The following is a 13,377-nucleotide window of genomic DNA, read 5'->3' as shown; positions in this document are numbered from 1 at the left end:
ATCTGCCCCTGTAGAAATGCAGGGGCTAAATAAAATGAATATGAAGAAATTTTTAATATTGGGTATAGCCCTTTTGGTAACACTGGTATCCTGTAAGAAGGATGTTATCTGGGTACCGGATGGTTACGGAGCAGATCAGTTTGTCAAACCGACAACTCCTTATCAGCCAGATCTTTCATTTAAAACGGTTGTTTATTTACCAAGCTATCGTACCATTGCCGCTATAGATACGACAGCGTTGGAAAGTCTGACACATGTGATATACGCGTTTATGCAGCCCAAGTCCGACGGATCATTGGTTTTGCAGGGAACAAAGGAAAACATGCAGGCTGCGGTCAGGTTGGTAAAGCGTCACAATAAGAAAATTGTAATTGCGATGAACGGTGTGGATTCGGTATTTACGACGATTGTTTCCAATCCGCAGTTGCGATCTAAGTTTATTGCAAATATAGTGAGCTTTACGCTTCAGAACCAGTTCGATGGCGTAGATATGGACTGGGAATATCCAAGATCCAATAAGGCGAATGATGTTACGTTCGGAATCTTTATGCAAGAGTTAGGTGCCGAGCTTCACTCCTGGCACCGTACACTCAGTATGGCTGTGACCGCAGGAATCTTTGCAGGGACTGTAAAAGAAGGAATCAGCAAAGAGGCTATCGATGCCTGTGATTTTGTCAACCTCATGGCCTACGATGGTATTGGAACAGATTCGGCCAATCCCAATCATCATGCAAGCTATGGTATGGCAGAACGTGTGCTCAATATCTGGATAACAGAAAAGGGACTTCCGGCAAATAAGGCTGTTTTAGGATTGCCGGCTTATGGAAAAACGGCTGCCAATGCAGCAACTCCATATCGGGATCTGCTGGCAATGGGAGCGAATGCAAATGCCGATGAATTTACAAAAGATGGAAAAACCTATTATTACAATGGGGAAAATACCATCAGGCTGAAAACACAGCTGGCCAGACAAAAAGGAAATGGAATTATGTTTTGGGAATGGGGCCAGGATGCTGTTGGCGCACAGTCTTTAATAAAAGTAGGTTTTGCTGCGGCAAAGTAAGTATCCGCCAACTTAATCGTTTTTAAATGCCGGCAGTAAAGTGCCGGCATTTTTTGTTATAAACGCAATTGTATCGTAAACGTGACAAAACAGTGTATTTATTACACTATGCTTTTCTTCATTAAATAGCAGTCAATCTGATTATTATGCGTTTTTGTGCGCATTTTCAAAACCTTAATTGCCTGTTTTTGCTTTTTATAAGAGCTTAAATAAGAATTATTATGGTGCAAAGTAAGTGTTTCCTCACTTTATTTGTTAATAAATGTTAATTATATCCATATTTCTTGCATACTTTTATCCTGATTTAAAACAAAACAAACATAAACAGGCAAAACTTTTTAAAATCTACTTTAAAAAATAAGCTAATTTAATCTAAAAAAGTATGAGAAAATTTCTACTATTTTCTGTTGCTCTAGGGTTATCCTTACCATCTCCGGAAGCACATGCCGGAAATGTAAAAGGTAATACGCTCGTCCGTGAAGCAACTTCGTACATGAGTTCAAATTTACGAATGGAGCAGGGGACGGTTCAAGGGACAGTATCCGGTCCGGAAGGACCATTGGCGGGTGTTACTGTCTCTGTGGTGGGAACCACTACTTCTACACAAACGGATGCCAAAGGGCAGTTCCGTCTTACAGCTCCTATCGGAGCTAAGATCCGTTTTTCAAGTGTAGGATATACATCTAAAGATCTGACTGTTACATCCAACACATTAAACGTAACCCTGACGAGTGATGAATCTACACTGGATGAGGTCGTTGTTGTAGGATACGGTAAACAGAAAAAAGGAAATCTTACAGGAGCTGTGTCTACCATCAATGTAAAGGAAAATCTGCAGAGCCGGCCTATTTCTGACGTTGGTCGTGCTATACAGGGTACAACTCCCGGCCTGAGTGTTACCATACCTAGCGGTGAGGTTGGTTCTGATCCAAGAATCAGAATCCGTGGTGCTATTTCTTCTATGCAGGGAAACAGTAATCCATTGATCTTATTGGATAATGTGGAGATTCCAAGCATTCAGTATGTCAACCCGGAAGATATCGAATCGATCTCCGTATTGAAAGATGCTGCTGCATCTTCTATTTATGGAGCAAAAGCTGCTTTTGGTGTTATTCTCATTACAAGTAAGACCGGCGGGACACAGGAAAAAATCAATATTAATTACTCCAACAACTTTTCTTTCCAAAATCCTTTCAAAAAATATGAAATGGGTCGTGTCAATGCATTGAAATATACAATGGATGCATTAGACCGTATCGGAGCTGTAGAAACAGGAGCGTTTTATAAAGTAAACCGCGAGAGCTATGAAAAGGCGGTAGAATGGGATAAAAAATACGGATCCACCATTGGTGCAGATGATCCGACTGTATATGGCCGCGACTGGTATGTGAACCCTGGAGATCCGACTAAGAAATACGGTATACGTACATACGATCCGTATGATTATATGATCCGTGAATGGGCACCTACACAGACACATAACCTGTCACTGAACGGTAACCTGAATAAAACCAAGTATACTATGTCTTTTGGTTCGCTGAATCAAAGCGGGATGTTGAAACCTGGTGATTCGGATAAATTCAAAAGATACAATGCAGCCTTACGTGTGAGTTCGGAGCTGAATAAATACCTGACTGTACGCGGAGGTGCCATGTTTGCGCAACGGAATAAGACGTATCCGTATGCCACTAACTCTACCACAGCCGATCCATGGTTGTACATGTACAGATGGAGTTCTTTATATCCGATGGGAAATGACGAAAACGGAAATCCGATTCGCAGCCCATGGAGCGAAAACTCTGTTGCAAATGATGCCAGTATGCTGCGCAATTATATTAACTTAAATGCAGGTGCAACTGTTAATATCATGAAAAACTGGAAAGTAGATATTGATTATACTTTCACAAATGAAGACTACAGCTGGAGAAAAAACGGAACCCGTTATACTGCAGCCAATTCATGGGTTGCTGCAAAACAAAGATTTGATAAAGATGGTAAACCGGTATATGTGAATAGTGACGGACAGACTGTCGCGTCTACAGATCCGGGAGCGATATTGGCATATGATCTTTCAAAAGATACGTATACTGCTAACGGGTCCGCTCAGGATCATATCTATATGCGGTCTGAAAATGAACGCAGACATACTGTGAATGCATTCACCACCTATCAGCTAAATCTGAATGATGCACATGATTTCAAATTTATGCTGGGACTTAACAGAGTGACTACGGATGGACAATACCACTGGACACAACGTGCTGACCTGATCGATATCACTAATCCTCAGTTTGACCTGGCCGTAGGGCAAGTTACCGGTAGCGGAGGCGAATCATGGGATTCCCAACTCGGATATTTCGGACGTGTCAATTATGCCTTTAAAAATAAATATCTGGTAGAAGCGAATCTGCGTTATGACGGATCTTCTAAATTTCCAACGGATTTGAAGTGGAGATGGTTTCCATCCTTTTCTGCTGGTTGGGTAGCTTCAGAAGAAAGTTTTATGGAATGGGCTAAGCCTGCATTAAGTAATCTGAAGTTCAGAGGATCCTGGGGTATTATCGGAAATCAGGCTGTTCCTTCCGATCTGTACATTGCAAATATGACTGCGGGACAGACGGGTTGGATTGCTAACGGTGCGTTGACCAATTCGGTGGGAACTCCTAAGCTGAATGTACCTTCAGTAACCTGGGAAGATCTGGAAACATTGGATTTTGGTGTGGATGCACGTTTCTTCCAAAACAAACTGGGTTTAACATTTGACTGGTATCAGAAGAAAACAAATAATATGTTTGCTCCTATGGAGGGAACGACCTGGACCTTAGGTGCTGCTGCTCCATTCGGAAACTACGGTACATTGACAACTAAAGGTTTCGAGTTGGCTATTGACTTCAATCACCGTTTCGAAAACGGATTGGGGATCAATTTAAGAGCTAATTTAGATGATGCGAAGTCAGTGTTTAGCGGATACACTTCACAAAGAGGTACAGGGTTAAATTACGATGGCCGTGTATACGGAGATATCTGGGGATATGAGACAGATCGTCTGTATCAGTATGATGACTTTGTGTTAGATGGTAACGGAAAACCTCAACTGGTTAGCCTGACTCCTGATATGTCTAAATATAATACCAGCGGTGGTGGTAAAGCATACTTGCTGAAAGACGGACCAAACGGAGAAAAAGCTGTTTATCAGCCGAGATTCCAGAATTCAACGAATTTTTACTTCGGTCCCGGTGATGTTAAATTTAAAGATTTAAATGGTGACGGTGAGATTGATAACGGCAACGGAACAGTAGAAAATCCGGGTGATATGCGTATCATCGGAAACTCTACTCCACGTTACCAGTACGGATTCAGAATAGGAGCAGATTATAAAGGGTTTGATCTTTCTGCATTCTTCCAGGGAGTGGGACAGCGTAGTGTATGGGGAGTTGGATTCCTGGCTATTCCTGGTTTTAACGTCTCTGACGGAGCTATGCCTGCATCTTTTGTTAATGATTACTGGACACCGGATAATCAGGATGCATTCTATCCTGCAGCATTTAATAATGCAGGGACATTAAATGTAAATAATATGCAGATTCAATCGCGCTATCTGCTGGACATGTCCTACCTGAGAGTGAAAAACCTGACTTTGGGTTATACCATCCCAAGAAATGTGCTGGAGCGTGTTAAGATTAACAATTTAAGAGTATACGTTTCTTTAGAAAACTTCTTTACATGGGATAAGCTGAACGGATTGCCTATTGATCCGGAAGAAGTAGAGGGAGAATCTATCTTTAATCCGACAAGCAGCAGAAATCCAATCTCATTTGATGCGAATAGTTATAACGGAGGAAGAACAGGTGTCGGTACTCCAAGCTTTAAAAGTGCATCTTTTGGTATTCAGTTGAATTTTTAATGTGTCAAAAATGAAAATAAGTAAAAAAATCATATATACAATGCTTGCTACTACAGTTGGTTTAGCAAGTTGTAATAAAGATGTTCTGGACAGACCTGAGAAAACAAAAGTTATAGATAAAGATTTTTGGAGAAATCAGGGGGATGTAAAGTTATACGCCAATGACTTTTACACCAATTACTTTGTGGGTTACAACTCCGGATTCGGAACTGCGTATGCACCCATGACTGGTTATACAATGGCAGATGATTTCACATCAGAAGGAACGCAGACCGGATTTGAGGCGACCGTTCCTGCTACAAGAGGTTCTACGTCAGAAGTTCCTGCTATTCTCTCTCAGCAATACGGCGGAGGGCCTAACTGGAATTTTGCGTGGGTTCGCAAAGCTAATGTCATGATCAACAGACTGGACAATCAGGCTAAAGCAAATCTTTCTCAGGAAGAGTATAATCACTGGATGGCAGTGGCGAGATTCTTCAGAGGTTTTGAATATTCGAGATTAACCAGTGTCTTCGGAGATGTTCCATACTATGACGCACCGGTGGATCCTACAGATCAGGCCTCTATGTATAAAGAACGTACGCCTAGAGGAGAAGTAATGGATCGTGTGTACGATGACTTTAAATACGTGCTGGCTAATATGCGTCTGGACGATGGAGCACAGTATGTAAACCGTTATGCAGCGGCAGCACTTATTTCTAATATGATGTTATTTGAAGGGTCATGGCAGCATTATCACGGGTTAGATGCGACACGGTCTAAAAAATATCTGGAATTAGCTGTTGAAGCAGCTCAGTTTGTAATGGATAGTGGAAAGTGGCGCTTTAACAATGACTTTAAAAGTCTCTTTGCGTCTGATAATCTGGCGACCAATACAGAAGTTATATTTTACAGATCCTATGATGATGTGTTGAAAGTAACACATGCAGTATCTTCTTACAGTAATGGTACTGAAGGTCAGCCTCGCGGAGCCAATCTGGATCTGTTGAAAGCATTTATCTGTACCGATGGTCAGATCTGGCAAAATTCTACCGTCGCGAATGCAAAGGATTTTACACTGAAAAATCTGGCAAAAACAAGAGATCCGCGTTTCGAAGCTACATTTATGGATACTGTTAATACGGCATCTTCCACGATGGCATATGCACACAAATTTGCAGGAAGAGATGCATTGACCTATATCGGTAAGACCTATCCTGCTAAATGGGGTAGTAATACAAATGTCAGTGATGCACCTATTGTGCGCCTTGGAGAAGTGGTTCTAAACTGGATAGAAGCAAAACAAATCTTAGCAGAAAAATTTGGAGGCCCGGCAGTGACTCAGGCAGATCTGGATAAGTCGATCAATGCCATCCGTAATCGTCCTTTAGATACAGAGGCAACAAATAAAGGGGTAAAGAAAACAGCTCCTTTAACTTTGGCCAATCTGCCTAATGATCCTACCCGTGACGGAGATGTTTCCCAATTAATGTGGGAAATTCGCAGAGAAAGACGTATGGAATTTGTTTATGAATACGCGCGTATCAATGATATCAGACGGTGGAAGAAACTAAACTATATGAATTTTGTAAAAGAAGATTACAGTTTGGGTCCATGGGTAAATGTGAAAAAAGATTTACCAAACCGATTGACAGCAACTTATAAAAATGTACTGAAAGTAAAAAATGCAAACGGACAGATTATTACATATGACGGTACCAACGCAGATGCGCTGGTCGGGTATTATGTAGTTGCGAGATTTGCAAATCGTGTTGCCTTTACAGACAGAGCTTATTTAGCTCCTGTGGGTTTAAATCAGATACAACAATATACGGAGTTAGGCTATACACTGGCTCAGACACCAGGTTGGTAATTATTTAAACAATTATAAATATAATAACACCAAGAGAACCAAATCTCTTGGTGTTTTCTACTGCTTATGAAAAAACTATTTACATTATCACTTATCACTGTGGTACTGATGCAGAATGCCTGCACTTCAGCTTCAAAACAGGCCGCGGTAAGAAATGACTCTGTTGCACAAACCATTGTTGCTTCATCACCTCTTCCCGGAGCTGATCAGCTATCTGCATATCTGCCCTTGTTGAAAGGCAAGAAAGTAGGTTTGATGGGGAATCAAACATCTATCGTCGGAAAAGATAAGGAACATCTTGTAGATGTGCTATTAAGAGAGAAGGTAAATTTGAAATTCGGATTTGCTCCTGAGCATGGTTTCCGCGGAAATGTGGAGCGTGGTGAAAAAGTAAGCAATGATGTAGATCCGAAAACAGGTCTTCCGTTGTATACCTTATATGGAGGTAATGAGAAGCAGGACTCCATTGTGAAGTCTGTAGATGTCATGATATTTGATCTGCAGGATGTGGGCGCCCGGTTTTATACGTACATCACTTCTCTGCATCGTGTGATGGAATTATGTGCTAAACATAACAAAGAACTGATCGTACTGGACAGGCCTAATCCGAACGGAGATCAGGTGGATGGTCCGGTCAGAAAAGATGATAAATTCAAATCTAATGTCTCTTTTCATAAGATTGCTATGATTCACGGGCTGACAGTGGGTGAACTCGCTCATATGATCAATGGAGAGAAATGGCTGGAGAAAGGTAAGCAATGTAAAGTAACGGTCATTCCGGTTAAGAACTATGATCACAAAACGATGTATGATCTGCCTGTTATTCCATCCCCAAGCCTTCCGAATCATCTTTCCGTACGTTTGTATACTTCTCTGTGTCTGTTTGAAGGAACAGATATTTCAGTTGGTCGCGGCACAGACTGGCCTTTTCAGGTGGTAGGATATACAGATCCGGTATATGGTCAGTTTACATTTACCCCAAGTGAACGCGCCGGAATGGTAAAACATGTGGAAGGAAAAGGAGCGACTAATTACGGTCTTGATCTTAGAAATCTAAATGCAGATGAGCAGAAGTTTACACTTAAATATATCCTTCACTTCTATAATAAGATGCCGGATAAATCTAAATTCTTTGTGCGCGCAGAATTTTTTGATAAACTGGCTGGTACCGATGAATTAAGAAAGCAGATTCTGGCCGGAAAATCAGAACAACAAATCCGTGATTCATGGAAACAGGAACTGAGTGATTATAAAAAGATGCGTAAGCAATATTTGCTATATCCTGATTTTGAATAAAAGCCTAAAAATGAAAAACATGCCTACTAAATCTATATTTATTGCTCTTTGTCTTCTTTTTGCACAAAGTCTTTCTGCTCAATCATTCAGATTTGCACATGTGACTGATACGCATGTTGGAGGAGCAACAGGAGCGGATGACTTGCGTCGGACGGTTAAGGATCTGAATGCGCAGCAGCAACTGGATTTTGTTATTCTCTCGGGCGATATAACGGAATTTGGTGCAGATGCAGAATTAAGATTGGCTAAGCAGATTTTGGATAGTCTGCAGTTACCCTGGTATGTAATACCCGGAAATCATGACGGCAACTGGTCCGAAAATGGCGCCAATACATTCAGAAAAGTATTTGGAGGAGAGACATTTTTTTTCAGACATAAAGGCTATATGTTCATGGGGACTAACTCAGGACCCAATATGCGTATGAGTCCCGGCCAGATCCCAAGAGAAAATCTGGTGTGGATGGATTCCGTTTTTAAAGCAAATCCCGATACGCAGACGCCCCTCATATATATCAATCATTATCCGCAGGATTCATCGCTCAACAATTGGTTTGAAGCAATAAATCGTGTGAAGAAAAGGAATGTACAACTGGCATTTTGTGGTCACGGACACGCGAATGTAAAATACAACTGGGAAGGTATTCCCGGTATAATGGGAAGATCTAATCTTCGTGCAAAGGATAGTATTGGAGGATACAATATAGTAACAATAGGGGACGGAAAAGCGGTTTATCAGGTAAAGAAACCGGGGCAAGCCCTGGAATCTGCCTGGGCAACTGTAGAATTGAAAGATCATCAGTTTGCGACCGATAAAACAGTCTATCCCAGACCTGATTATACAGTCAATACAAAGTACAGCGATAAAGTAAAAGTGAATTGGGTATTTGAAGATGCCGGTGATATAGGTGCAGGTATGAACAGCTATAAAGATCTTATTATTACAGCCAATACACTTGGTGAAATCATAGCCTTAAATAACAATACAGGGAAAAAAGTATGGACTTTTTCTACAAAAGGAAAAGTCTATTCTACTCCTGCCGTATGGAAAAATACGATTGTTGTAGGATCATCGGATCATACCATTTATGGTATTAATGCCGACAACGGAAAGCTGAAATGGAGAGTAGATACAGACAAATCTGTATTAGGATCGCCTGCAGTCCATAATGGGATGGCTTACATAGGTGGGTCTGATGGAAAGTTCAGAGCTATAGATATTAGCACCGGAGCTGTAAAATGGACTTTTGACCAGGTAAAGGGATATGTTTCGACGCTGCCTACTCTGTATAAAGACAAGGTTATCTTCGGATCCTGGGGAAATGGCTTTTATGCCTTGAATATTGCAGATGGAAAATTGGCCTGGGAATGGAACAACGGGCATGCTAACCGTATGTTTTCTGCTGCAGCCTGCTACCCTGTCGCTATTCACGATCGTATCTTTGTGGTTGCTCCCGATAGATTTATGACAGCATTGGATGCTTCAGACGGGCATATTATATGGAGAGCTAAAAAAGATCCTTATCGTGTAAGAGAATCTATGGGCTTATCAAAAGATGGTCAGCATGTATACGTTAAAACCATGGATGGGCAACTGTTGGGTGTCTCAAGCCGTGCCGATAGTATGGAGATTGACTGGCAGTCAAAGTTACAATTGCCTTACGAACTTACTCCGTCTGCAATCGTGTCAGCGGGGCGTTACGTGTTTGTGCCAAGTCAATCAGGGCTGGTTTCAGCAATCAATGCGAAGTCCGGGGAAATAGAATGGCAATATAAAATTTCAAATGGTATGGTTAATCCTATATTAGTAAGCAAAAAAAATAGTATTATTGCAAGTACAATGGACGGTAAAGTTGTTTCGCTGTCATATCAACCTTAATCACTGAAAATATTAAAGATGACGTTAACACATAAACATATGCAAAAATTCATGCAGACAACCATGCTGTTTTGTGCTGTTTTGTGTTTTAATCTTGCTAAATCACAAGAAAAATCCTGGATTCGTATTAATCAGATAGGCTATACTCCGCAGGCCGTCAAGGTAGCTGTGTGGGTTTCAAAAGAGCAATCGGTACCTCAAAAATTTGAGTTGATCAATGTGCGCACACAAAAAACAGTCTTTAAAAATAACAGCGGCAAAAATTTCGGAGCTTACGGACCGTTTCTCCATTCCCTTCGTTTAGATTTTTCTGTGTTCCGGGAAGAGGGCGAATATTATATTAAGGCAGGTAAGACCGTCTCCCCTACATTTAAGATTAATAAAAATGTCTATAAGGGCACTGCAGATTTTGCTCTGCGTTATATGAGGCAACAACGTACACTTTTCAATCCGTTCTTACAGGATAGCTGTCATACCCATGACGGATTTACGATGTATGCCGGAAAAGCCGGGATTCCGGATAGTACGCATATCGATGCAGGAGGAGGCTGGCATGATGCGTCCGACTATCTTCAGTATTCTACGACTTCTGCTAATGCAACATATCATTTGCTGGCTGCTTACCGTGATTTTCCGCATGTTTTTGAGGATACAAAACAAGCCAACGGACTGGTGGGTAAAAATGGCATTCCCGATGTTCTGGATGAAGCAAAATGGGGGCTGGACTGGCTCCTGAAAATGCATCCTCAGCCACATCTGATGTTCAATCAGATCGCTGATGACAGGGATCACACAAATATGCGTATCCCCAAAGAAGATCCGTTTTATGGAAGAGGATTCGAACGTCCGGTTTACTTTATTGACGGAGAACCACAGCAACGCGGGAAATTTATGAACAACACTACCGGTACAAGTTCTACCGCAGCTAAGTTTTCCAGTGCATTTACATTAGGCAGTACCTTATTTCAGTCTGTTGATCCAACCTACTCCGGCACCTTGCAGGACAAAGCAACATCAGCTCTGGAATATGCTTATATAAAACCGGGAGTAACACAGACCGTTTCTGTCAAATCTCCTTATATCTATGCAGAAGACAATTGGGTAGATGATATGGAGCTGGCGTCAGCTCTGCTGTTTTCCAAAACAGGAGATCAGACATATGCGAGAAAAGCATTGGATTTCGCAGAGCAGGAAAAAGTAACTCCCTGGATGATCAGAGATACAGCGAGTCATTATCAATATTATCCTTTTATTAATCTTGGGCACTATGAATTAGCTAAATCGCTAAAAGGTGATGAGCAGAAGAAAGTGATAGCATTCTATAAAGAAGGTATAGATCAGGTGTGGTCACGGGCAAAGGAAAATGCCTTCTACCGCGGCGTACCATTCATCTGGTGCAGTAACAATCTTACCGTTTCTTTTGCTATACAATGTAAATGGTATCGGGATATCAGTAAGGATTCTTCCTATGCCGCTTTAGAGCAGGCCAATATCGATTGGTTATTTGGTGTCAATCCATGGGGTACAAGTATGGTATACGGTCTCCCGGCTGATGGAGATACCCCGGTTGATCCGCACTCCGCATTTACAAAGATTGGAAACCATCCTATAGATGGAGGATTGGTAGATGGTCCGGTATATTCTTCAATATTCAATAATCTGATTGGAATTAAACTGAATGAAGAAGATGAATATGCTGAGTTCCAGAGCGAACTGGCGGTTTACCATGATGACTATGGCGATTACAGTACAAATGAACCAACAATGGATGGAACGGCTTCGCTGGTGTATTTGTTAGCAGCTCAGGAAGAGGGTAACCATCATTTGGTAAAAGATAATTACGGTGCGATTATAAAAGGTGATCCGGCCAAAAAGAATATTTCATTAGTCTTTACAGCAGATGAATTCTATGATGGAGCGACTTCCATTCTGGAAACATTGAAAAAAGAAAAGATTCAGGGCTCTTTCTTTGTTACAGGCCGGTTTCTGGATAATCCGGATACCGATGGTATCACAAAAGAGATTGTTAAAAGGGGGCATTATCTGGCGCCTCATTCTGATCAGCATTTGTTGTACTGCGACTGGGAAGACCGCCAGCATACACGGGTCTCAAAGGAGGAATTCACGCAGGATCTGAATAATAATTTTCAGAAAATGAAAAAATATGGAGTGAAGAGAGATGTTGCCAGATATTTCTTACCTTCATACGAGTGGTATAATACAGACATTGTTTCATGGGCCGAACAGGAGGGGATTCAGGTTGTAAATTTTACGCCAGGGTTAAGAACGGCTGCAGATTATACGTATCCGGAAATGGGCAGCCGTTATCTGGAATCGGAAACTATTTATAGTCAATTGATTGAAAAGGAACAAAAAGAAGGGTTAAACGGATACATTATATTAGTACATTTGGGGACGGATCCGAAGCGAAAGGACAAATTTTATACCTTGCTCCCTCGTCTCATTAAAGAATTAAGAAAAAAAGATTACCATTTTAAAGTGATAAACGACATGCTGTAATGTAGCACAGCATATACAAGTGATTAAGACAATGATAAAGATGATTAACACCACGGAGAAAGAATCCAACTATCAGGACCTGGACAAAATGTCTGTACACGAATTGTTAACCAATATAAATGCAGAGGATAAGACTGTCCCTTTAGCTGTAGAAAGAGCAATTCCTCAGATTGAAAAGCTCGTAACGGCTACTGTAGAGAAAATGAAAACCGGAGGCCGTCTTTTCTATATCGGAGCAGGTACCAGTGGTCGCTTGGGTATACTGGATGCATCGGAATGTCCTCCAACATTTGGGGTTCCGTTTGACTGGATTATCGGGTTGATCGCTGGTGGTGATACGGCTATACGTAAGGCTGTAGAATTTGCAGAAGATGATATTGAGCAGGCATGGAAAGATCTGGAAGAATATGGTGTAAATGAAAATGATGTAGTGATCGGTATTGCTGCATCCGGAACTACTCCGTATGTCATTGGTGGATTGACTACAGCTAATGAAAAAGGATTAATCACAGGATGTATTGTTTGTAACGGAGGATCTCCGATCGCCGCGGTAGCACAGTTACCAGTCGAAGTGATTGTAGGCCCTGAGTTTGTAACAGGATCTACACGTATGAAAGCCGGTACTGCACAAAAGCTGGTTCTCAATATGTTAAGTACTTCTATCATGATTCGTTTGGGACGAGTCAAAGGAAATAAAATGGTCGATATGCAGTTGTCTAATCACAAATTGGTAGCCAGAGGAGTTCGTATTATTATGGATGAAACAGGCGCTGATGAATTAACGGCATCAGAACTACTGGAAGAATTTGGAAATGTCCGGAAGGCAATTGAGAATTATGTAAGTAAAGGATAACGAATACTAAAAC

General features: G+C 41.3%; 7 protein-coding genes. All 7 read left to right on the top strand.

Translation table 11 applies throughout. The features are described from left to right. Positions 1-40: 40 nt before the first annotated feature. The 7 genes from HMPREF0766_RS17240 (at position 41) to murQ (ending at position 13,364) form a co-directional block, all read left to right on the top strand. Positions 41-1,063, top strand: a complete 1,023-nt coding sequence (locus HMPREF0766_RS17240; protein WP_169311224.1) for a glycosyl hydrolase family 18 protein — start codon at positions 41-43, stop codon at positions 1,061-1,063. 382 nt (positions 1,064-1,445) lie between these two features. Next, positions 1,446-4,967: a SusC/RagA family TonB-linked outer membrane protein gene (locus HMPREF0766_RS17235; RefSeq protein WP_003000047.1), complete on the top strand. Its 3,522-nt coding sequence runs from the start codon at positions 1,446-1,448 to the stop codon at positions 4,965-4,967. 10 nt (positions 4,968-4,977) lie between these two features. After that, a complete protein-coding gene (locus HMPREF0766_RS17230) occupies positions 4,978-6,819 on the top strand; it encodes a RagB/SusD family nutrient uptake outer membrane protein (protein WP_003000045.1) in 1,842 nt (613 codons plus the stop codon). A 66-nt stretch (positions 6,820-6,885) separates the two neighbouring features. Then, positions 6,886-8,115: an exo-beta-N-acetylmuramidase NamZ family protein gene (locus HMPREF0766_RS17225; RefSeq protein WP_003000042.1), complete on the top strand. Its 1,230-nt coding sequence runs from the start codon at positions 6,886-6,888 to the stop codon at positions 8,113-8,115. A gap of 19 nt (positions 8,116-8,134) precedes the next feature. Continuing rightward, positions 8,135-9,991, top strand: a complete 1,857-nt coding sequence (locus HMPREF0766_RS17220; protein ID WP_236590605.1) for an outer membrane protein assembly factor BamB family protein — start codon at positions 8,135-8,137, stop codon at positions 9,989-9,991. A gap of 39 nt (positions 9,992-10,030) precedes the next feature. After that, a complete protein-coding gene (locus HMPREF0766_RS17215; RefSeq protein WP_236590604.1) occupies positions 10,031-12,511 on the top strand; it encodes a bifunctional glycoside hydrolase family 9 protein/polysaccharide deacetylase in 2,481 nt (826 codons plus the stop codon). A 31-nt stretch (positions 12,512-12,542) separates the two neighbouring features. Continuing rightward, the gene (gene murQ / locus HMPREF0766_RS17210) at positions 12,543-13,364 is read left to right on the top strand and encodes an N-acetylmuramic acid 6-phosphate etherase (protein ID WP_003000032.1); all 822 of its coding nucleotides are present in this window, start codon (positions 12,543-12,545) and stop codon (positions 13,362-13,364) included. Positions 13,365-13,377: the final 13 nt, after the last annotated feature.

Source organism: Sphingobacterium spiritivorum ATCC 33861 (assembly GCF_000143765.1).
Classification (GTDB): Bacteria; Bacteroidota; Bacteroidia; order Sphingobacteriales; family Sphingobacteriaceae; genus Sphingobacterium; species Sphingobacterium spiritivorum.
This window is presented reverse-complemented; position numbering and strand designations above follow the sequence as displayed.